We start from the raw sequence: 22,588 nt of genomic DNA, 5'->3' as shown, positions 1-22,588 counted from the left end.
CAGACTCGTCCCTGGATAACCTTCATCTGAAACATTTTTATCAGATAGTGAATGGAAGCGGTTACAGAATTTTCATAAAAAGTGTGATGGATCTTTAATTTTACGATCCGCCTCGCATCGTGAGGGGTTATCCCTCGATGGGATCGACATCCAGCACCCATTTAACCTTGCGTGCATCGGGTAGCGTATTGATCAGTGCCAGCGTGCCGCTGACGATATGTTGCAGGCGAATTCGTGATGGATGTTGCAACAATATTTGCCAACGATAACGACCACCGCGTTTGGGCGCCAGTGCGGGAACCGGGCCGAGCACCCAGAGTTTGTCATCGGCCAACGGGCTGGCTTGAATGAGATTCCGTAGTTGCTGCAAGAACATTGGTGCATGCTGGTTGTTATGATCTTCTGCCCGCACGATCACATGGCTGGTCCACGGTGGAAGCTGGAGCGTTTGTCGCTCGGCCAGCGCCTGTTCGGCAAACGCGTCATAGCCTTTATACAGCAAGGTTTGCAGCAGAGGATGTTCAGGATGGTGCGTTTGCAGCACCACTTCGCCTTGCTTCCCGGCGCGTCCGGCACGGCCAGAGACCTGCGTATAGAGCTGGGCGAAGCGTTCTGCTGACCGGAAATCTGCGGAGAATAGCGCGCCGTCAACGTCCAGCAGCGCCACCAGAGTGACGTCCGGGAAGTGGTGGCCTTTGGCCAGCATTTGCGTGCCTATAAGTATTCGTGCGCCGCCGCGATGCACTTCCGCCAGATGCTGCTCCAGCGACCCTTTACGGCTGGTGGTGTCGCGATCTATACGTGAAATTGGCACACCGGGGAAAAAAGGTGCCAGAGCCTGCTCAAGCTGTTCGGTGCCGAGTCCTACCGGAACCATATGCGTCGAACCGCAGGAAGGGCACTGACGCGGTATTGGGCGCTGGCTGTCGCAGTGGTGGCAACGCAGGTGGTGCTGCGCCTGATGTAGCGTGTAGTAATGATCGCAACGCGGACATTCGGCAATCCAACCACAGTCGTGGCACAGCAGCGCAGGCGCAAAACCACGACGGTTCAAAAACAGGATCACCTGGTTATCCGCCTGCAGGTGCTGACGCATACGGGCGATCAGCGCAGGGGCTAGACCGGCCTGCACCTGCTGACCTTTGAGATCCAGCACGTGCTGAGTGGCTGGGCGCGCATTTCCGGCGCGGCGCGTCAGGCGCAGCATGCGGTATTTGTTCTGCCGCACGTTACACAGCGTTTCCAGTGCCGGAGTGGCTGAGCCGAGAATAATCGGGATTTGCTCGCTATGGGCGCGGTAAACCGCGAGGTCGCGCGCATGATAGCGCCAGCCTTCCTGCTGTTTATAAGAGCTGTCGTGCTCTTCGTCGATGACAATCACGCCGAGATTTTTAAACGGCGTAAACAGCGAAGAACGCGTGCCGATAACAATCGCCGCCTCGCCATTTTTTGCTTTCAGCCAGGCTGAAAGACGTTCACTGTCGTTTAAACCGGAGTGCAGGACTTCGACCGGCGCATTAAAACGTTCGCGAAAACGGGCAATAGTTTGCGGCGTCAGGCCAATCTCCGGCACCATCACCAGCGCCTGCTTGCCCTGGGCAAGGACGTTTTCCAGAACGCTGAGATAGACTTCTGTTTTGCCTGATCCCGTTACGCCCGCTAATAGCCAGGCGCTAAAACTGTCTGAGGCGCTGTGAATCGCCCCGACGGCGGTGGCCTGCTCGGTGTTCAGCCGCAGACGCTCACCGGAAACCGCGTAGTGCGTACGCCAGTCGCTAAAGCCTGGTGTTTCGCTCGCCAGATCGCACAGCCCTTTTTTCCGCAGTGCCTGTAATGCGGCATCATTAAATTCCAGTTCAGCCACCTGGTCGCGCCAGATTTTCCCCTGGCGTAGCGCAGCCAGCGCCTGTTGCTGCTTGGGAGAACGCTTTAGGCTGTTGAGGTCAATAACCTGGCCTTCTTCAGTGGCAAACCAGTACCACATGGGCGCGTTTGTCGCCGGGCGTCCCTGGCGCAGTAAAATTGGCAGAGCGTGAAACAGTACGTCACCGATGGGATGATGATAATAATCAGCCGCCCACAACAGCAGACGCCAGACAGAGGTCGAGTAGACCGGTTCGCTGTCCAGCACTTCTAGAACGGCTTTCAATTCGCTCCGCGGCAGTTCACTGTGCTCGCTGACGGAAAGGACGATACCCACGCGCTCCTGCTGCTTGCCAAAGGGCACGCGTACACGACACCCGGCTTTGGCACTCAAGCCTTCCGGCAGGAGGTAGTCAAAGGTGCGAGGTAGCGGAACAGGTAAGGCAACGTGCGCAACGGGCATTGAATCATCCTGACTTGAAATCTGGCGGGTTAGTATACACATTAGTGGAGGGTAGAATGCGGATCAGTTTGCATGAGCAGGTTAATTTCTGTATGATTCGCCGCCTTTGATGCAAATTGATTGCGTCAAATACTGACCATTACCCGAGAGTTTCGCGCTGCTGGAAGGCGGCAAGCGAGCGAATCTCTGGGAGCATAGTGAACTATGTGACCAGAGTGAGTGAACGCAGGCAACGCATCAGCAGTGTGAAAGGTGACGGGGAATAATTAACATCGCGTGGTGTCTGGCGTTAGGGCTGGAAGAGCGACGCGGCCTTAAACCGAGGTTTTCCCATGAAAAAAGATATTCACCCGAAATACGAAGAAATTACTGCAAACTGCTCTTGCGGTAACGTCATGAAAATCCGCTCTACCGTCGGTCACGATCTGAACCTGGACGTGTGCGGTCAGTGCCACCCGTTCTATACTGGCAAGCAGCGTGATGTTGCTACCGGTGGCCGTGTTGATCGCTTCAACAAGCGTTTCAGCATCCCAGGCAGCAAGTAAGTTTCAGCTGTCAGAAAAAAGCGCCTTATGGCGCTTTTTTTGTTTCTGCGCTTCAGAACTGAAATATATATTGATGTATTGAATAATCTATTTTATTCAATAAATAAAACGGTGTTTTATTTTTTCGATAAAATATTGCAACTGGTGATCTGCGTCCTTTTTATCTTCTGTCTTTTGCCACTTTTACCAGCTCCTGGCAAAATACCAAAGGTTTCTGCTTTCTTTCTAAAATACACTTTCGTGGAAATATAAAATTAATCTAAAAGCCTTTTTGTTTTCCCATTTTATGGACAAACGAGATGGGTTATTTCCGTTGTTGAGTGTGAAGAGGGATTGTCATGAAATTTAAATCTGCGTTATTACTGATTCCATTATTCTCTGCGGCCGCACAGGCGGGTTATGTTGATTACCGACATGAATATTATGACGATGGACGTAATTACGATCGTGTTTATATGTCTCACCGTTTTGCCACGGGTTTTGGTGTCGCAGTCGAAGCCATTTCTCGTTCCGAAAACACGCAGTCAAATGATGCGTGGAATAATATGGAAAGTAACGGTAACGAGTATACCGCAAGCTACCAGTTCACATGGCAGGGTCTTGTCTGGCAGCCCGGCATTGCGATCGAAACGGGCGATAATATCGCGATTTATAAGCCTTATATCCGCGTGCAGTACAACATCAACGACAACTGGTGGACCGCGTTCCGCTATCGTCAGGAGTACATGCGCAGAAACACTGACGGCAAAGATGACCGCATGGTCTATCGTCCGGAAGCCTGGCTTGGTTATAACGTCAATGACTGGATGTTTGAGCTAAATGGTATTTATAAAATTGCCGATAGCGAAGATTTATATAACAACCGGAAAGATGATTATGAATATAACTTCCGCGTGGCGTATAAACTAGGCTCATGGGTTCCATTTGTTGAAGTTGGCAACGTTTCCTCGGGTTATAACACTACCACTACAGACGATCGTCAGACCCGTTATCGTGTCGGTCTTGGTTATAACTTCTAATCGGTAATAGTTTTCGTATTGGCTGATTACGTCGATAAGCATAGTTTGTGTGAATAATATGTCTAAGGAGTTGACATCATGTCTAATGATGGAACTATTATCGGAAATAATGAAACCACTGCCGTCAGGCCTTTCGGAATTAGAGATAAAATCGGTTATTTATGTGGTGACCTCGGAACCTGTTTTATTCTTGGCTTAGTTAATAGTTTTTTAATGATTTATTACACTAACGTCCTCGGTATTTCCGGCGTTATTGTTGGCTCACTCTATTTTGTGACCAAACTCTTTGATGCGTTCGTTGATGTTGGTGTAGGGCGCTTATGCGATACCTCTAAACTGACGGTACATGGACGTTTCAACCCGTGGGTGCGTCGCATGAAGTATCCATTTTGCATCATTGCGGTTGTCCTGTTCCTGCCGTTTGTGAATGATTTTTCTTATACGGCGAAAATCATCTACATCTGTTGCTCCTATTTCATTTACGGTTCGCTGTTATCGACCGTGAGTATTCCGTACGGTGCTATGTCTGCGGCGATTAGCTCGAATCCGGATGATCGTGTATCGCTTTCAACCTGGCGTAGCGTTGGGTCAGCAATTGGCGGTGGGGCAACTGGCTTTTTCATTCCGATCCTGATGTACACCACCCTGGTGGACGGAAGCCAGGTGATTTCCGGGCAACACTTCTTCTGGATTTCCATTGGTTGCGCAGTGCTGGGCTTGATCTTTTTATCCTTGACCTGTCATTTAACAACGGAGCGCGTGCGCGTGGAGAGAAAAGAGAGCATGCCCGTTTCGGTGTTGCTGAAGGGACTGGCACGCAATAAGGCGCTGATTGTTTTAGTGGTTGTGGATTTGCTGATTGTAATTAATCAGGGGTTGTCCGGTACCAACATGACTTACCTGTTTAATGACTATTTCCACAATAAAGAGGCGATGTCAGTCGCGTTGCTGTTTACCTTTGGTTCCCTGGTTTTGCTGGCGCCATCGGCATCCTGGCTCACGAAGCGGTTTGGTAAAAAAGAAGCCAGCGTAGGCGCGTTGCTTTTTGCCGTGGTCATGTATGTGATTATGTACTTTGTCCACATTACGGATGCAAAGGTCTATCTGGTTTTCTTGTTCCTGGCGACGCTGGGTGCAGGGTTATTCAACCTGATGATTTGGGCGTTTATGACTGATGTTTGTGACTACCATCAGTATGTCACTGGCGATCGCGAGGATGGCACGGTTTATGGTGTGAACTTCTTTGCGCGCAAGGTTGGTCAGGCATGCGCAGGGGCGATTGGTGGCTTTATGTTGGCTATCATTGGCTATCAATCATCGTCAACAGGTGGTGCAGTGCAAACCAGCATTGTGCAGGAAAATATTTATACGATGGCGAATCTCTTGCCGGCGCTATGCCTGTTTTTGGCGGCGGTCATTCTGATTTATTTCTATCCATTGAACCGTACGGAAACGCTCAAAATGGAAGAAACATTGAATAAACTCAATGGTATTAGTAAGTAACACAGTGAGAAAAGGCGGGAGCATTCCCGCCTCTACACGCCCATTGCTGTTCTAACTATCAGTATTCCCACGTTTCCGGGTTGATACCCAGTTCACGCATGATTACCTTTGCTTCTTCCGGGATTTCATCACTGCGTTCTTTACGCAGGTCGTCATCGTTGGGTAAGGGTTGCCCAGTAAAAGCATGCAGAAACGCTTCACACAGCAGTTCACTGTTGGTGGCGTGGCGCAGGTTGTTCACCTGACGACGCGTGCGTTCATCGGTAAGGATTTTTAACACCTTCAGAGGAATGGAAACCGTAATTTTTTTGACTTGCTCACTCTTCTTACCGTGCTCAGCGTATGGGCTGATATATTCGCCGCTCCATTCAGCCATGAGATACCTAATCCTCTTCGTCATTAATATTGAGGCCAGAACCTGAGCCCGGACCATAATTGCGCGTAGTTTATCGTAGTGGCGTGGCCCTGACACGAAGTAAGCCGACGCAGATGTACGCTAATGCATATAATTTTAACGGCTATTTCCAGTTTGCTCAATCTATACGCAAAGAAGTTTAGATGTCCAGATGTATTGACGGCTATCGTAACTATGATTACTCTGGTGTCTGACTTTTCACCGACTCAGCCAGGATCTCCTCAATATGACGCGTAAACAGGCCACCATCGCAGTGCGTAGCGGGTTAAATGACGACGAACAGTACGGTTGCGTTGTCCCGCCGATTCACCTCTCCAGCACCTATAACTTTACCGGATTTAATGAACCTCGCGCCCATGACTATTCGCGTCGCGGCAACCCAACGCGCGATGTTGTTCAGCGTGCGCTGGCGGAACTGGAAGGCGGTGCTGGTGCTGTGCTGACCAATACTGGCATGTCGGCGATTCATCTGGTGACCACGGTCTTCCTCAAGCCAGGCGATCTGCTGGTCGCACCGCATGACTGCTACGGCGGGAGCTATCGACTGTTTGACAGTCTGGCAAAACGTGGCTGTTACCGCGTCCTGTTTGTCGATCAAGGAGATGAGCAGGCATTGCAGGCCGCATTGGCGGAAAAACCGAAGCTGGTGCTGGTAGAAAGCCCAAGCAACCCGCTGCTGCGCGTGGTGGATATTGCGAAAATCTGCCAGCTGGCGCGTGAAGCAGGCGCGGTCAGCGTGGTCGACAACACTTTTTTAAGCCCGGCACTGCAAAATCCACTGGCATTGGGCGCCGATCTGGTGTTGCATTCATGCACGAAATATTTAAACGGTCACTCAGACGTGGTGGCTGGTGTTGTGATAGCGAAAGATCCGGAAACGGTCACTGAACTGGCATGGTGGGCGAATAATATTGGTGTGACCGGCGGCGCGTTTGATAGTTATCTGCTGTTGCGCGGCCTGCGTACTCTGTCTCCTCGAATGGAGGTGGCGCAACGTAATGCTCAGGCGATAGTCGATTATCTGCAAACTCAGCCGCTGGTGAAAAAATTGTATCACCCGTCATTGCCGGATAATCAGGGCCATGAGATTGCTGCGCGTCAGCAAAAAGGCTTTGGCGCGATGTTAAGTTTTGAACTGGATGGCGATGAGCAAACGCTGCGCCGTTTCCTCGGCGGGTTGTCATTGTTTACGCTGGCGGAATCGTTAGGGGGCGTTGAAAGTTTGATCTCCCACGCCGCAACCATGACACACGCGGGCATGGCACCAGAAGCGCGTGCTGCTGCCGGGATTTCCGAAACGCTGCTGCGTATCTCCACCGGTATTGAAGATGGCGAAGATTTAATTGCCGACCTGGAAAATGGCTTCCGGGCTGCAAACAAGGGGTAAACATGAGTGTGATTGCGCAGGCAGGGGCGAAGGGTCGTCAACTGCACAAATTTGGTGGTAGTAGTCTGGCAGACGTGAAATGTTATCTGCGTGTCGCAGGCATTATGGCGGATTACTCGCAGCCTGATGACATGATGGTTGTTTCAGCCGCAGGCAGTACCACTAACCAGTTGATTAGCTGGCTGAAATTAAGCCAGACCGATCGCCTTTCTGCGCATCAGGTTCAACAGGCGTTACGTCGCTATCAAAGTGAGCTTATCAGCGGTTTGTTACCTCCTGAGGTAGCGGATGGACTGATTGGCGCGTTTATTCACGATCTGGAGCGTCTGGCCGGATTACTCGACAGCGGTGTGAACGATGCCGTCTATGCTGAGGTTGTTGGGCATGGTGAGGTATGGTCCGCGCGTTTGATGTCTGCGGTCCTTAACCAACAGGGGCTGGAGTCAGCCTGGCTGGATGCGCGCGATTTTTTACGTGCTGAACGCGGTGCCCAGCCGCAGGTAGATGAAGGTCTTTCTTACCCGCTGCTACAGCAACTGCTGGCGCAGCATCCGGGTAAACGGCTGGTGGTTACCGGCTTTATTAGCCGCAGCAATTCCGGTGAAACGGTCCTGCTGGGGCGTAACGGCTCCGACTACTCGGCGACGCAGGTTGGCGCGCTGGCGGGCGTTTCTCGCGTAACTATCTGGAGCGATGTCGCCGGGGTTTACAGCGCGGATCCGCGTAAAGTAAAAGACGCCTGTTTGCTGCCGCTGCTGCGTCTGGATGAAGCCAGCGAACTGGCGCGTCTGGCGGCACCGGTTCTCCATGCCCGTACCTTACAGCCGGTTTCCGGTAGCGATATCGATCTCCAGCTGCGTTGTAGCTATACGCCGGAGCAGGGTTCAACGCGCATTGAACGCGTACTAGCCTCCGGTACCGGGGCGCGTATTGTGACCAGTCATGATGACGTCTGCCTGATTGAGTTTTTGGTTCCGACTGGCCAAGACTTTAAGCTGGCTTATAAAGAGATTGATCAGGTTTTAAAACGTACCCAGGTGCGTCCGCTGGCAGTGGGTGTGCATCCTGACCGCCAACTGCTGCAATTTTGCTATACCTCCGAAGTCGCTGACGGCGCACTGAAAATTCTTGATGAAGCTGGTCTGCCAGGCGAGCTGCGTCTGCGCCAGGGGCTGGCTCTGGTGGCGATGGTCGGGGCGGGCGTCACCCGTAATCCGCTGCATTGCCACCGTTTCTGGCAACAGTTGAAAGGTCAGCCGGTTGAATTCACCTGGCAATCGGAAGAGGGTATCAGCCTGGTCGCGGTACTGCGTACTGGGCCAACAGAGAGCCTGATTCAGGGTCTGCATCAGTCAATTTTCCGTGCGGAAAAACGCATTGGTCTGGTGTTGTTCGGCAAAGGCAACATTGGTTCGCGCTGGCTGGAGCTGTTCGCTCGCGAGCAGAGCACGCTCTCGGCGCGCACCGGATTAGAGTTTGTGCTGGCGGGTGTGGTTGATAGCCGTCGTAGTCTGCTGAATTACGAAGGGCTGGATGCCAGCCGCGCGTTAGCTTTCTTTGATGACGAGGCAGTAGAGCAGGATGAAGAGTCTCTATTCCTGTGGATGCGTGCTCACCCGTATGATGATTTAGTGGTGCTGGACGTTACTGCCAGCGAGCAACTGGCGGATCAGTATCTGGATTTTGCCAGCCATGGTTTCCACGTTATCAGCGCCAACAAACTGGCGGGGGCGAGCAGCAGTCATAATTATCGCCAAATTCATGACGCTTTTGAAAAAACCGGTCGCCACTGGTTGTATAACGCCACCGTGGGTGCAGGCTTGCCGATCAACCATACCGTGCGCGATCTGATTGATAGCGGAGATACCATTCTGTCGATCAGCGGGATCTTCTCAGGCACGTTGTCGTGGTTGTTCCTGCAATTTGATGGCACGGTCCCGTTCACCGATCTGGTGGATCAGGCGTGGCAACAGGGTCTGACTGAACCCGATCCGCGCGTAGATCTTTCCGGCAAAGATGTGATGCGCAAGCTAGTGATTCTGGCGCGTGAAGCAGGTTACGACATCGAACCGGACCAGGTTCGCGTGGAATCGCTGGTGCCTGCGCACTGTGAAGAAGGCTCTATTGACCATTTCTTTGAGAATGGTGATGAGCTGAACGAACAGATGGTGCAGCGTCTGGAAGCGGCGCGTGAAATGGGGCTGGTGCTACGCTATGTGGCGCGTTTTGATGCTAACGGTAAAGCGCGCGTTGGTGTTGAAGCGGTTCGTCCTGAACACCCGCTGGCGGCGCTGTTGCCGTGCGATAACGTATTTGCCATTGAAAGCCGCTGGTATCGCGATAACCCGCTGGTGATCCGTGGACCGGGCGCAGGTCGTGACGTCACCGCCGGCGCTATTCAGTCAGACATCAACCGTCTGGCGCAGCTGCTGTAGTTTTTGTTGCCGGATGATCCGGCCGACGGTTCGTTTGTGACCCTGGCCGGATAAAATACGTCAACAGCCTTCTGCATAATCACTTCAACTCTCATCCTGGGTTAAACCTACCCGTATTGCGTCTTACCCGCGCTCTGGCCAGAGGCGAGGCTGTCACCGCTCTCGTTAACGGCTTGCAGACGGTCGTGCCGCAATCCCCCATCATTTCAGGCTGATGTGAATTTTTTTCACGTTGGCTGAGTATTCCTCACCTTTAACGATGATTTTTGTGTTGACGCCAGCGTGCTTTTCCGTCATTTTTACATCTAGACGTCTAAACGTATAGCAGTTCACAACACAACATATAACGACAAAAGATTGATGAGGTAAGGTATGAGCTTTTTTCACGCCAACCAGCGGGAAGCGCTGAATCAGAGTCTGGCCGAAGTGCAGGGGCAGATTAACGTTTCTTTCGAATTTTTCCCGCCGCGCACCAGTGAAATGGAGCAAACCCTGTGGAACTCTATCGATCGCCTGAGCAGCCTGAAGCCGAAATTTGTTTCAGTCACTTACGGTGCAAACTCTGGTGAGCGCGACCGCACGCACAGCATTATTAAAGGCATTAAGGATCGCACGGGTCTTGAAGCGGCTCCGCACCTGACCTGTATTGATGCGACCCGCGATGAGCTGCGCACCATTGCTCAGGACTACTGGAATAACGGTATTCGTCATATTGTTGCTCTGCGCGGTGACCTGCCGCCGGGAAGCGGTAAACCGGATATGTATGCCTCTGACCTGGTGACTCTGCTGAAAGACGTTGCTGACTTTGATATCTCCGTTGCGGCTTATCCGGAAGTACACCCGGAAGCGAAGAGCGCTCAGGCCGATTTGCTGAACCTGAAACGCAAGGTAGATGCCGGTGCAAACCGCGCGATTACCCAGTTTTTCTTCGATGTAGAAAGCTATCTGCGTTTTCGCGATCGCTGCGTGTCTGCGGGTATCGATGTGGAAATTATTCCGGGCATCTTGCCGGTATCTAACTTTAAGCAGGCGAAAAAATTTGCCGATATGACCAATGTTCGTATCCCTTCCTGGATGTCGACCATGTTTGATGGTCTGGATGATGACGCCGAAACCCGCAAGCTGGTGGGAGCGAATATCGCCATGGACATGGTGAAGATCCTCAGTCGCGAAGGGGTGAAAGATTTTCACTTCTATACGCTCAACCGCGCCGAGATGAGCTACGCAATTTGTCACACACTGGGTGTAAGACCGAATTAAACAGATGCCCCAGCCCTCTACGGAGGGCTTTTTTTTGATCATTTTGATCTACATCTCTGTAACTTAAAATATAAAAGGAATTAGCTATCGAATCTGTGGGTTATTTCGACTATATCTTATCTCTGGTGGTGTATATCGTAGTCAGAACACTGTAAAGGGAGCATATAGATGAGCATGTCCGACGATAGCCAGAACGCATCAACTGCCGGTAAGTGTCCTTTTCATCAGGGCGGTCACGATCAGAGCGCGGGAGCAGGAACGAATAACCGCGACTGGTGGCCTAATCAACTCCGCGTTGATCTTTTAAACCAACATTCCAATCGTTCGAACCCGCTGGGTGAGGACTTCGACTACCGCAAAGAATTTAGCAAACTCGACTATTCTGCCCTGAAAGGGGATCTCAGAGCCCTTCTGTCCGAATCTCAACCGTGGTGGCCCGCTGACTGGGGAACCTATGCCGGTTTGTTTATCCGCATGGCATGGCACGGTGCAGGGACCTATCGCTCCATCGATGGACGCGGTGGCGCGGGTCGCGGACAGCAGCGTTTTGCACCACTGAACTCCTGGCCGGACAACGTCAGCCTGGATAAAGCGCGTCGTCTGCTGTGGCCAATCAAGCAGAAATATGGTCAGAAAATTTCCTGGGCTGACCTGTTTATCCTCGCGGGCAACGTGGCGCTGGAAAACTCCGGCTTCCGTACCTTCGGCTTTGGTGCCGGTCGTGAAGATGTCTGGGAACCGGATCTCGACGTAAACTGGGGTGATGAAAAAGCCTGGCTGACCCACCGTCATCCGGAAGAACTGGCAAAAGCGCCTTTGGGCGCGACCGAAATGGGTCTTATCTATGTAAACCCAGAAGGGCCGGACCATAGCGGCGAACCGCTCTCAGCGGCAGCGGCGATTCGTGCGACCTTCGGCAACATGGGCATGAACGACGAAGAAACCGTGGCGCTGATTGGCGGCGGTCATACGTTGGGCAAAACCCACGGCGCAGCACCGGCTTCGCATGTTGGGGCCGATCCAGAATCCGCGCCGATTGAAGCGCAGGGCCTGGGCTGGGCCAGCAGCTACGGCAGCGGCGCGGGTGCAGACGCAATTACTTCCGGTCTGGAAGTTGTGTGGACGCAGACGCCGACCCAATGGAGCAACTATTTCTTCGAGAACCTGTTCAAATACGAGTGGGTACAAACTCGCAGTCCGGCAGGCGCGATTCAGTTTGAAGCCGTTGACGCACCAGAAATTATTCCCGATCCGTTTGATCCATCGAAAAAACGTAAGCCGACGATGCTGGTTACCGACCTGACGCTGCGTTTTGATCCTGAGTTCGAAAAGATCTCCCGCCGTTTCCTGAACGATCCGCAGGCGTTTAACGAAGCGTTTGCCCGTGCATGGTTTAAGCTGACGCACCGTGATATGGGGCCAAAATCGCGCTACATCGGACCGGAAGTACCAAAAGAAGATCTGATTTGGCAAGACCCGCTGCCGCATGCGTTCTTCAACCCAAGCGAAGAAGATATTCTGAAGCTGAAGGCGACCATCGCCGCTTCCGGGTTGTCCGTGGGCGAACTGGTATCGGTAGCGTGGGCTTCGGCATCAACTTTCCGCGGTGGGGATAAACGTGGCGGCGCTAACGGTGCGCGTCTGGCGCTGGACCCACAGCGTGGCTGGGATGTGAATGCTACCGCGGCACGCGTACTGCCTGTGCTGGAAGGCATTTATAAGTCAGCCCATACCGCTTCGTTAGCCGATATTATCGTGCTGGCCGGGGTTGTTGGTATAGAGCAGGCGGCTAGCGCTGCGGGTGTCAGCATCAAAGTACCTTTTGCACCGGGCCGCGTGGATGCGCGCCAGGATCAAACGGATATTGAGATGTTTGAACTGCTCGAGCCGATTGCCGATGGTTTCCGTAACTACCGCTCTCGTCCTGACGTGTCGACCACCGAGTCGCTGCTGATCGATAAAGCACAGCAGCTGACGCTGACCGCACCGGAAATGACTGTGCTGGTGGGCGGTATGCGCGTACTGGGTGCCAACTTCGACGGCAGCCAGCATGGCGTCTTTACCGATCGTCCAGGCGTACTCAGCACTGACTTCTTCGTCAATCTGCTGGATATGCGTCATGAGTGGAAGGCGGTTGATGAGTCAAAAGAGCTGTTCGAAGGTCGTGACCGTCTGAGCGGCGAAGTAAAATACACGGCAACCCGCGCCGATCTGGTGTTCGGTTCTAACTCCGTACTGCGCGCAGTGGCTGAAGTTTATGCCTGCAGCGATGCTCACGAGAAGTTTGTGAGAGATTTCGTTTCCGCATGGGTGAAAGTAATGAACCTGGATCGTTTCGATCTGCTGTAACAGCTAATGCCGGATGTCGCTTGCGCGGATCCGGCATGGTATGAATAAAAAAATCCCCGCTTTTGCGGGGATTTTCTATTTGCAGGTTATTCCCACTCTTGCAGGTAACGTTGACCGTACTGATCAGCCACCAGCAGAGCGGCATACACCTGGTCCGGCGTCGCGCCGCCAGGCATGTTGTGGATGGTTTCGCCTTCGGCACAGGCTGCCTCAGCCACAATGCGCATTTTCGCTGGGATATCCTGTTTGATATCCAGTTGCGCCAGGGTAATCGGTAGGCCAACGGAATGGCACAGTGCTGCAACGGTTTCAATTTCATCGACCGGCGCGTTTTCCAGCACCAGCTGCGTCAGCGTACCGAAAGCCACTTTCTCGCCGTGATAGTAGTGATGCGCATCCGGGATTGCGGTCAGACCGTTATGAATGGCGTGAGCCGCTGCCAGACCACCGCTTTCAAAACCGACGCCACTCAGATAGGTGTTGGCTTCAATAACACGTTCCAGTGCTGGTGTAACCACGTGCTGCTCGGCTGCCAGCATCGCTTTTTCACCTTCTTCGATTAGCGTATTAAAGCACAGCTCTGCCAGCGCCAGCGCCGCCTGAGTACACTGACCGCCCGCCATGGTGGTTGCGCCGCTACGTGAACAGGCACGGGCTTCGAACCAGGTCGCCAGCGCATCGCCAATACCCGCAGCTAACAGACGTGCCGGTGCGCCCGCGACAATTTTGGTATCCACAATTACCCTGTCCGGGTTGTTGGGCAGCAGCAGATAGCGATCGAATTCACCGGCATCGGTGTAAATGACGGACAGCGCGCTGCACGGCGCATCGGTAGAGGCGATGGTTGGGGCAATGGCGACAGGCACGCCCATAAAGTGCGCCAGCGCTTTGGCGGTATCCAGCGTTTTACCGCCGCCAATACCAAGTACTGCGCCACACTGCGCTTTTTCTGCCACGCCGCGCAGACGGTCGATTTCGTTTTGTGAACATTCGCCGCCAAACGGTGCAATTTCCAGCGCCAGTCCGGCATCCTGGAAGCTTTTTTCCAGTGCGCCCTGGGCAAAACCTAAGACAAACTTGTCCCCAACGACCAGCCAGCGTTCTGCCAGTGGTTTGAGGTAGCTGCCAAGACGGGTAATAACATCGGCACCCTGGATGTACTTACCAGGTGATTGAATAATGCGATCCATACTTTATTTCCCTCACAGGTTGATGTGACCAAATGCGTTGTTCCAGTCCTGCTCAAACTTCTCTATTGCTGACTCTACCGCAGGGGTATTGAGCATTTGTTGCGCTACGTCTAATGGCAGGGTGATAGCTTCACATCCTGCCAGTAAGCAATCCAGCGCCTGACGTGGGGTTTTAAAGCTGGCTGCCAGTACCATGCTGTTTGGCGCATGCAGTTCCAGTAACGTTTGCAGTTCCTGTACAGTGCGAATTCCGTCGCCGCCCTGCGCGTCGATACGGTTAACGTAAGGTGCGATATATTTAGCTCCCGCCAGCGCAGCCAGTAGCCCCTGAGAAGCACTGTAAACCGCGGTTCCTAGCGTGGTGATGCCCTCTTTTTTCAGCATCTTAATCGCGGCCAGACCTTCGGATGTCACCGGGATTTTCACTACCAGACCGGGCACCGCGTTGCTCAGGCGTTTGGCCTCTTCCACCATGCCCTGTGCGTCTCGGCTCATGGTTTGGGCAAACAAAATACCCTCTTCGCCGATGGTGTTTTGCAGGCGTGGCAGTACATCCCAGATGGATTCTTTGCTTGCCGCTACAATGCTTGGGTTGGTGGTGACTCCCGCGATAGGAAAAATGCGTGCCAGACGTTCGACTTCCGCGACGTTGGCGGTATCAAGATAAAGTTCCATACAAAAACATCCTCTTTAAAGTTCAAGTTCATGTTGCAACAGGCTGGCGATAGCGTCGGCTGAGGCGGCGCTAACCAGCGCGTTACGGAATTCTTCATGCATAATGCGGCGCGCCAGACGCGAGAAAATACGCATATGCTGATCGCCAGCGGCATGTTTGTTGAGCGTCAGCATAATAATGAACTGCGCATCATCATCACCCCAACGTACCGGCGCTTGCAGGCGCGCTACGCTGATGGTGGACTGCTCAATATGTTCGGATTTGCTGTGTGGAATGGCGAAGCTAAAACCTAATCCGGTAGAGAAGACGGCTTCGCGTGCCCACAGATCTGCTTCCAGTTTACGTGGATAGCGGCAACGGCCTGCCAGCAGGAGGTTGTCGGTCATCCCTTTGATGACCTCTTCTTTACTGCGCCAGTCGCTATCCAGCGTGATGCACTCGGCGGTAACCAGAGGCGTATCCTGTTGGGTCATGCGGAACTGGGCCAGCAGATGTTCGACCTCCAGCGAAGTTCGACAAGCCATCGCTTGATTCAGCAACTGACGGCAGGCACGGCTGTCGAGTTGCGCCATCCGCGCTTTGGCGGCGGGAATGGAGGGAGCGCTCATGCTAAGTTCGTCCAGACCCAGCCCCACCAGCAGTGGCAGCACAGAACCTTTGGCACCCAGTTCACCGCACAGGCCAATCCATTTCCCCTGTCGATGTACTGCCTGCACGGCGTAATCCAGTGCGCGCAGGAAGGCCGGATTCAGGCTGTTGTAGTGGCGGGTAACTTTGGCGTTGTCGCGGTCGACCGCCAGTAAGTATTGCGTTAGGTCATTGCTGCCAATACTAAAGAAATCAATCTCTTCGCAGCATTGGTCAATGATGAACATCACAGACGGAACCTCCAGCATAATACCGAGCTGGATCTTCTCATCAAACGGAATGTGTTCACTTCGCAGTTGCTGCTTGGCTTCAGCCAGTTTCTCTTTGACCCACAGGATCTCTTCCATGGAGGAGATCATTGGGATCATGATTTTCAGGCTACCGTGCGCTGAGGCGCGCAGGATCGATCGCAGTTGCGTGGTAAACAATGCGGCATATTCTTCATAGATACGCACCGCACGATAACCGAGGAACGGGTTGGCCTCAGCAGGAATATTCAGGTAATCAACGGGTTTATCACCGCCGATATCCATAGTGCGCACAATAATGCTGCGTCCCTGTGCGGGTTCCAGCGCCTGGCAGAAAATGTTGTATAGCTCGTTCTCATCCGGGGCGCAGGTACGGTCCATATACAGCATTTCCGTACGGAACAGGCCAACCGCTTCCGCACCGTTACTAAAGGCTGCCTGCGCTTCCACGGAGTGGGCGATGTTGGCGGCGACTTCCATGCGGATATCATCAGCCGTGCGTGCCTCCTGGGTCAGCCAGATACGTTGTTGTTCCCGAATGGCATCCTGGATACGGGCTTCCTGCTGATAGTAACGTACGACAGATTCATCAGGGGCAACGACGACTGCTCCTGCGTTACCATCGATATAAACTGTTTGCTGCAGCCATGGCCTCAAAGATTCAATATCTACGCCAACCAGCGTAGGGATGTTGAATGACCGGGCGAGAATCACCGTGTGTGACGTAGTACCACCGCTTTTTAACAGCAAGCCTTTCAGCAATGTTTTATCCAGTTCGAGGAACTGGCTCGGTGTTAGCTCATCCGCCATGCAAACCGTAGGCTGGGTCAGTTTTCCCGGCGCTGGGAAGCGCTGTTCCCCATAAATTTGCTGCAGAAGCTGGAAGCAAACATCGCGTACATCCAGCGCACGCTCCTGTAAATAACTGCTGCTTGAACGGGAGAATTCATCACAAAAATGTCCGGCACTTTCAACAACCGCCTGGGCGCAGCTTAACCCGCGTGATACGCCGGCGAGCAGGTGCTGGCGCAGTGAGAGGTCGCTTGCCAGCGAGCGGTGTGCTTCCAGAATCGCACTGGTAGCGCCGTCGCTGTCGAGTAATCGAAACTCAATATTTTTCATCAACAGCGTTAAACCGTTATCCAGTGCCGCTTGCTCGGTTTCAATATCTTGAGCGGATGGAAGGTTACTGAGCGCGTTAAGATCCAGCGAAGAAAGCAGACTCAGAACGCCTCCTGCGCTGCCGCTGCAGACGGTGCGAGCGCGGAAAAGCTGTGGATTTAAATGGGTGAGCGATGCCGGAAGAGGCTCCAGCTCGTTGTTTTTGGCTTCCGCTAGCGGTGCATCGCAGTGTGGAAATTCATTACGTAACCATTGGCTCAGATGCTGGTGAGCTGCTTGTTCATCTGTACCGGAAATCAGCAACTGACAGCTATCACCCGCCAGAGTATCGGTGCCAATCAGCGATAACGCGCTCTTAGCGTTGCCCTTACGTTCGGTACGCAGGTTGTGCCACTCAATGTGCGAAGTAAAGGTGTTGCACTGCGTTTCTATGTGGCTTGCCGGGCGTGCATGTACGCCATTGGGTAGCTCACAGGTAAATTCCACAATCAGGGCCATAGCCTCATCTCCCATAACGATTTCTCGCTACAGGATAAAAGGGCAACGCCTGAGCCTGCCATGTGACAAAACTGCCAAAAACTGGATAAATGTAATGTAACCATCAAAGTGAGACATCCCTCACAAGTCAGCGTATCCCCTATAAATTCCGAGAAACTGCAAGTTATGAGGCGGATCGCATTTTTGTACTGATATTACAAAAGTCCAGCAAATGGCCTTTTTATCCACTGTTTGCGTCGCGTCGGATTGCCTATTGTTTTCCGCAACAAGTTTATGGATATGGGCTTTAGGCAGCCCGGGAGCGACGTATGAAAGAGTTGGTACAAATCCTGAAAAATACTCGTCAGCACCTGATGACCGGTGTTTCGCATATGATTCCCTTCGTCGTAGCGGGCGGTATTTTGCTGGCTGTCTCCGTCATGCTGTATGGCAAGGGCGCGGTACCGGATGCTGCGACCGATCCTAATCTCAAAAAGCTTTTTGATATTGGGGTCGCTGGGTTGACGCTGATGGTGCCATTTCTTGCCGCTTATATCGGCTATTCCATTGCTGAACGTTCTGCTCTGGCCCCTTGTGCGATTGGCGCATGGGTGGGAAACAGCTTCGGTGCAGGTTTCTTTGGCGCATTAATTGCCGGGATTATTGGCGGTATCGTCGTCCATTATCTGAAGAAGATCCCGGTTCATAAGGTGTTGCGCTCGGTAATGCCTATCTTTGTTATTCCTATCGTCGGCACTTTTATCACCGCAGGCATCATGATGTGGGGCTTGGGAGAACCCGTTGGCGCGTTAACCACGAGCCTGACCGAGTGGCTGCAGGGTATGCAGCAGGGCAGCATCGTATTGCTGGCGGTAATTATGGGACTGATGTTGGCCTTCGATATGGGAGGGCCAATTAACAAAGTTGCCTACGCTTTCATGCTGATTTGCGTGGCGCAGGGGGTTTATACCGTGGTGGCAATCGCTGCGGTGGGGATCTGCGTGCCGCCGCTGGGTTTAGGTTTGGCGACGCTGATTGGTCGTAAGAACTTCTCTTCTGAAGAACGCGAAGCCGGTAAAGCTGCGCTGGTAATGGGTTGTGTTGGCGTAACAGAAGGCGCGATTCCGTTTGCTGCAGCCGATCCGCTGCGCGTCATCCCATCGATTATGGTGGGTTCCGCCTGCGGCACGGTAACCGCCGCCCTGTTTGGTGCGCAGTGTTATGCCGGCTGGGGCGGACTGATTGTTCTGCCTGTAGTGGAAGGAAAACTGGGTTATATCGCGGCGGTTGCCGTTGGTGCTGTAGTGACCGCCGTGTGCGTTAACGTACTGAAAAGTCTGGCGCGGAAAAAAGTGTCTCAGGTCGATCAGAAAGAAGATGACCTGGATTTAGATTTTGAAATGAATTAAGTGAGGAATGAGTCATGACCAAGATTATCGCAGTAACCGCATGTCCTTCTGGCGTTGCCCACACCTATATGGCAGCCGAAGCGCTGGAAAGCGCCGCTAAAGCCAAAGGTTGGCAAGTAAAGGTTGAGACTCAGGGGTCGATCGGTCTGGAAAACGAACTGACCGCGGCGGATGTGGCGGAAGCCGACATGGTTATTCTGACCAAGGACATTGGTATTAAATTTGAAGAACGTTTTGCGGGCAAAACTATCGTTCGCGTCAACATCAGCGATGCAGTGAAACGTGCCGACGCCATCATGAACAAGATTGGCGCGCATCTGGCGCAAACCGCTTAACCGTTTGTTTGCCGGATGGCGGCTTCGCCTTATCCGGCCTACAGATGCGTAGGCCTGATAAGCGTAGCGCCATCAGGCAACTATTCCCGCAGGAGTTGCTCATGACTAACCGCATCCAACGTTTAAAAACCGCTCTGTTTCAGAACAACCGTGAAATTTCGCTTGAACGTGCGCTGTTATATACCGCCAGCCACCAGCAGACGGAGGGAGAGCCGGTTATTCTGCGTCGGGCGAAAGCCACCGCATATATTCTTGAGCACGTTGAGATTTCGATTCGTGATGAGGAACTGATTGCCGGAAACCGTACCGTTAAACCGCGTGCGGGCATTATGTCGCCGGAAATGGATCCTTACTGGCTGCTTAAAGAGCTGGAGCAGTTTCCAACCCGTCCGCAGGACCGTTTTGACATCAGCGAAGAGGATAAACATCGCTATCGTGATGTGCTGTATCCGTACTGGGAAAAGCGGTCGATGAAAGATTTCATCAACGGTCAGATGACCGATGAGGTAAAAGCCGCCGTCAGTACCCAGATTTTTAGCATTAACCAGACTGACAAAGGTCAGGGACATATCATTATTGATTATCCACGCCTGTTGAATCACGGGCTTGGCGAGCTGGTAGCGCAGATGCGGGCGCATTGTCTGCAGCAGCCGGATAATCACTTTTATCAGGCTGCGCTGTTGCTGCTTGAGGCTTCGCAAAACCATATTCTGCGTTACGCTATGTTGGCAGAGAAGATGGCGGAAAGCTGCCCGGATGCGCAGCGACGCCAGGAATTACTGACGATTGCTGAAAACTCCCGGCATAACGCCCAGAGCAAGCCGCAAACCTTCTGGCAGGCATGTCAGCTGTTCTGGTACATGAACATTATTTTGCAATATGAATCCAACGCCAGTTCGCTTTCACTCGGACGCTTCGACCAGTATATGCTGCCGTTTTATCAGGCTTCGCTGACGCAGGGGGAAGACCCGGCATTCTTACAAGAGATCCTCGAATCCCTGTGGGTGAAATGTAATGACATCGTACTGCTGCGATCCACCAGTAGTGCGCGCTATTTCGCTGGCTTCCCAACAGGCTACACCGCGCTACTGGGGGGATTAACGGAGAATGGTCGTAGTGCGGTAAATGTACTGTCTTTCCTCTGTCTTGATGCGTATCAGAACGTACAGCTGCCACAACCAAATCTCGGTGTGCGCACGAACGCGTTGATCGGTACACCGTTCCTGATGAAAACAGCACAGACCATTCGTCTTGGTACCGGCATCCCACAAATCTTTAACGATGAAGTGGTGGTGCCCGCGTTTCTGAATCGCGGTGTTTCGCTGGAAGATGCGCGGGATTACGCGGTAGTAGGCTGTGTCGAGCTGTCTATTCCAGGCAGAACATACGGTTTGCACGATATCGCCATGTTTAATCTGCTGAAAGTGATGGAAATCTGTCTGCATGAGAACGAAGGCAACCGCACTCTGACGTACGACGATCTCCTGGCGCATATTCGTGCCAAAATCAGCCACTACATCACGTTGATGGTGGAGGGCAGTAATATCTGCGATATCGGTCACCGCGACTGGGCGCCGGTGCCGCTGCTCTCCTCGTTTATTAGCGACTGTCTGGATAAAGGGTGCGATATTACCGACGGCGGCGCGCGTTATAACTTCTCCGGCGTACAGGGGATCGGTATTGCAAACCTGAGCGATTCGCTGCATGCGCTCAATGGGCTGGTATTCGAACAACAGCGCTTATCTTTTGATGAGCTTTTGTTGGTGCTAAAAGATAACTTTGCTACCCCGGAAGGCGAGAAAGTTCGCGCCAGACTGATCAATCGCTTCGAAAAATACGGCAACGATATCGATGATGTAGATAACATCAGCGCCGAACTGCTGCGTCATTACTGCAAAGAGGTAGAGAAATACCAGAATCCACGCGGCGGGCAATTTACGCCGGGTTCGTATACCGTCTCTGCACACGTGCCGCTGGGTTCGGTCGTTGGGGCAACACCGGATGGCCGCTTCGCCGGAGAGCAACTGGCAGATGGGGGGCTGTCGCCGATGCTGGGACAGGATATGCAAGGACCGACGGCGGTATTGAAGTCGGTCAGCAAGCTGGATAACACACTGCTTTCCAATGGGACGTTGCTGAACGTGAAGTTTACGCCAGCCACACTGGAAGGTGAGGCCGGTTTACGCAAGCTGGCGGATTTTCTGCGGGCATTTACCCAGCTCAAACTCCAGCATATCCAGTTTAACGTGGTGAATGCCGACACATTGCGCGAAGCGCAGCAGCGCCCGCACGATTTCACCGGGCTGGTGGTGCGTGTGGCGGGTTACAGCGCCTTCTTTGTCGAGTTGTCGAAGGAGATCCAGGATGACATCATTCGCCGCACCGCGCATCAACTGTGAGGTAATTGACCCTCGTGGCGAGGACGTCGCGCGTATATTCAACATTCAGCGTTACTCACTGAATGATGGGCAGGGTATTCGTACGGTCGTCTTTTTTAAAGGCTGTCCGCATACCTGCCCTTGGTGTGCTAACCCTGAATCTCTCTCCCCACGTATTGAAACGGTACGGCGGGAGAGTAAATGCCTGCACTGCACACCCTGTCTGCGTGATGCTGACGAGTGCCCCTCCGGTGCGTTTGAGCGTATTGGTCGTGATATCACGCTGGACGAGCTGGAACGTGAAGTGATGAAAGATGATATTTTCTTTCGCACCTCTGGCGGGGGGGTGACGCTTTCCGGCGGTGAAGTGCTGATGCAAGCGCCCTTTGCCGCACGATTCCTGCAACGTCTGCGGCGCTGGGATGTGCGCTGTGCAATTGAAACGGCTGGCGATGCGCCGGCCGGTCGCTTGTTATCGCTGGCAAAAGAGTGTGATGAGGTGCTGTTCGATCTCAAAATAATGGATCGAGATCTGGCTCGTGAGGTCATCAACATGAACCTACCGCGTGTACTGGCGAATTTACGGCTATTGGTGGAGGAAGGGGTTAATGTCATACCTCGCCTGCCGCTGATTCCGGGCTTTACGATGAATTCAGATAACACGCAGCATGTGTTGACGATGTTGTCATCACTAGGCATAAAGCAGGTACACCTGCTACCGTTTCATCAATATGGCGAGCCAAAATACAGCCTGCTCGGTTTGCCCTGGTTGATGAAAGAAGTGCCCGTACCGACGGCGCAAGAGGTGGATAGTATACGTAAGATGGCAGAATGCGCCGGATTTCAGGTAACAGTAGGAGGATAGT

Annotated in this window: 16 protein-coding genes; 11 read left to right on the top strand and 5 right to left on the bottom strand. The window is 52.9% G+C overall.

Features of this window, described 5'->3' with window-relative positions:
* Positions 1 to 127: 127 nt before the first annotated feature.
* Positions 128 to 2,326, bottom strand: a complete 2,199-nt coding sequence (gene priA / locus OGY37_RS21475) for a primosomal protein N' (RefSeq protein ID WP_048215183.1) — start codon at positions 2,324 to 2,326, stop codon at positions 128 to 130.
* 332 nt (positions 2,327 to 2,658) lie between these two features.
* Here priA and rpmE point away from each other — a divergent pair, with 332 nt between their 5' ends.
* The 3 genes from rpmE to OGY37_RS21460 all read left to right on the top strand — a co-directional run bounded on the left by rpmE (position 2,659) and on the right by OGY37_RS21460 (position 5,393).
* Entirely contained in the window at positions 2,659 to 2,871 is a 213-nt protein-coding gene (rpmE, locus tag OGY37_RS21470) for a 50S ribosomal protein L31 (RefSeq protein ID WP_008787040.1), read from the top strand.
* A 338-nt stretch (positions 2,872 to 3,209) separates the two neighbouring features.
* Positions 3,210 to 3,890, top strand: coding sequence for an oligogalacturonate-specific porin KdgM family protein (locus OGY37_RS21465; protein ID WP_003825173.1), 681 nt, complete (start codon positions 3,210 to 3,212; stop codon positions 3,888 to 3,890).
* A gap of 78 nt (positions 3,891 to 3,968) precedes the next feature.
* Complete coding sequence (locus OGY37_RS21460; RefSeq protein WP_003825170.1) at positions 3,969 to 5,393, top strand: MFS transporter; 1,425 nt, start codon at positions 3,969 to 3,971, stop codon at positions 5,391 to 5,393.
* Between the two features lie 58 nt (positions 5,394 to 5,451).
* Here OGY37_RS21460 and metJ read toward each other — a convergent pair whose 3' ends face one another.
* Positions 5,452 to 5,769: a met regulon transcriptional regulator MetJ gene (gene metJ / locus OGY37_RS21455; RefSeq protein WP_003825168.1), complete on the bottom strand. Its 318-nt coding sequence runs from the start codon at positions 5,767 to 5,769 to the stop codon at positions 5,452 to 5,454.
* A gap of 265 nt (positions 5,770 to 6,034) precedes the next feature.
* Between metJ and metB the strand changes: the two genes are divergently transcribed.
* The 4 genes from metB to katG all read left to right on the top strand — a co-directional run bounded on the left by metB (position 6,035) and on the right by katG (position 13,239).
* Positions 6,035 to 7,195, top strand: a complete 1,161-nt coding sequence (metB, locus tag OGY37_RS21450; RefSeq protein ID WP_003028818.1) for a cystathionine gamma-synthase — start codon at positions 6,035 to 6,037, stop codon at positions 7,193 to 7,195.
* 2 nt (positions 7,196 to 7,197) lie between these two features.
* A complete protein-coding gene (locus OGY37_RS21445; RefSeq protein WP_003825164.1) occupies positions 7,198 to 9,630 on the top strand; it encodes a bifunctional aspartate kinase/homoserine dehydrogenase II in 2,433 nt (810 codons plus the stop codon).
* Positions 9,631 to 10,002: 372 nt separating this feature from the next.
* Positions 10,003 to 10,890 (top strand): methylenetetrahydrofolate reductase, encoded by an 888-nt coding sequence (metF, locus tag OGY37_RS21440; protein WP_003825161.1) that lies wholly within the window; start codon positions 10,003 to 10,005, stop codon positions 10,888 to 10,890.
* 168 nt (positions 10,891 to 11,058) lie between these two features.
* Positions 11,059 to 13,239, top strand: coding sequence for a catalase/peroxidase HPI (katG, locus tag OGY37_RS21435; protein WP_003825159.1), 2,181 nt, complete (start codon positions 11,059 to 11,061; stop codon positions 13,237 to 13,239).
* A gap of 86 nt (positions 13,240 to 13,325) precedes the next feature.
* On the opposite strand, the gene gldA is transcribed toward katG, so the two are convergent.
* Genes gldA through ptsP form a run of 3 tightly spaced genes read right to left on the bottom strand, consistent with a single transcriptional unit; the run spans position 13,326 to position 17,621 of the window.
* Entirely contained in the window at positions 13,326 to 14,429 is a 1,104-nt protein-coding gene (gldA, locus tag OGY37_RS21430) for a bifunctional L-1,2-propanediol dehydrogenase/glycerol dehydrogenase (protein ID WP_003825158.1), read from the bottom strand.
* 12 nt (positions 14,430 to 14,441) lie between these two features.
* Positions 14,442 to 15,104 carry a fructose-6-phosphate aldolase gene (fsa, locus tag OGY37_RS21425; protein WP_126319610.1) on the bottom strand — a complete coding sequence of 221 codons (663 nt, stop codon included), beginning with the start codon at positions 15,102 to 15,104 and terminating at the stop codon, positions 14,442 to 14,444.
* A 15-nt stretch (positions 15,105 to 15,119) separates the two neighbouring features.
* Complete coding sequence (ptsP, locus tag OGY37_RS21420) at positions 15,120 to 17,621, bottom strand: phosphoenolpyruvate--protein phosphotransferase (RefSeq protein WP_149384915.1); 2,502 nt, start codon at positions 17,619 to 17,621, stop codon at positions 15,120 to 15,122.
* Between the two features lie 308 nt (positions 17,622 to 17,929).
* On the opposite strand from ptsP, the gene OGY37_RS21415 reads away from it, so the two are divergent.
* The 4 genes from OGY37_RS21415 (at position 17,930) to OGY37_RS21400 (ending at position 22,587) form a co-directional block, all read left to right on the top strand.
* Positions 17,930 to 19,009 (top strand): PTS fructose transporter subunit EIIC, encoded by a 1,080-nt coding sequence (locus OGY37_RS21415; protein WP_003825153.1) that lies wholly within the window; start codon positions 17,930 to 17,932, stop codon positions 19,007 to 19,009.
* A gap of 14 nt (positions 19,010 to 19,023) precedes the next feature.
* Positions 19,024 to 19,344 carry a PTS fructose-like transporter subunit IIB gene (locus OGY37_RS21410; protein ID WP_003825151.1) on the top strand — a complete coding sequence of 107 codons (321 nt, stop codon included), beginning with the start codon at positions 19,024 to 19,026 and terminating at the stop codon, positions 19,342 to 19,344.
* Between the two features lie 101 nt (positions 19,345 to 19,445).
* A complete protein-coding gene (locus OGY37_RS21405) occupies positions 19,446 to 21,743 on the top strand; it encodes a formate C-acetyltransferase (RefSeq protein WP_191235877.1) in 2,298 nt (765 codons plus the stop codon).
* Entirely contained in the window at positions 21,709 to 22,587 is an 879-nt protein-coding gene (locus tag OGY37_RS21400) for a [formate-C-acetyltransferase]-activating enzyme (RefSeq protein WP_198579043.1), read from the top strand. The genes OGY37_RS21405 and OGY37_RS21400 overlap by 35 nt, the downstream gene beginning before the upstream one ends.
* The last annotated feature ends 1 nt before the right edge of the window (position 22,588 follow it).

Origin of the sequence: Citrobacter sp. Cpo030, from assembly GCF_030333005.1 — a bacterium.
Lineage (GTDB): Bacteria > Pseudomonadota > Gammaproteobacteria > Enterobacterales > Enterobacteriaceae > Citrobacter > Citrobacter portucalensis.
Note: the sequence above shows the minus strand (reverse complement) of the source record. Positions and strands in the feature narration are given on the sequence as shown.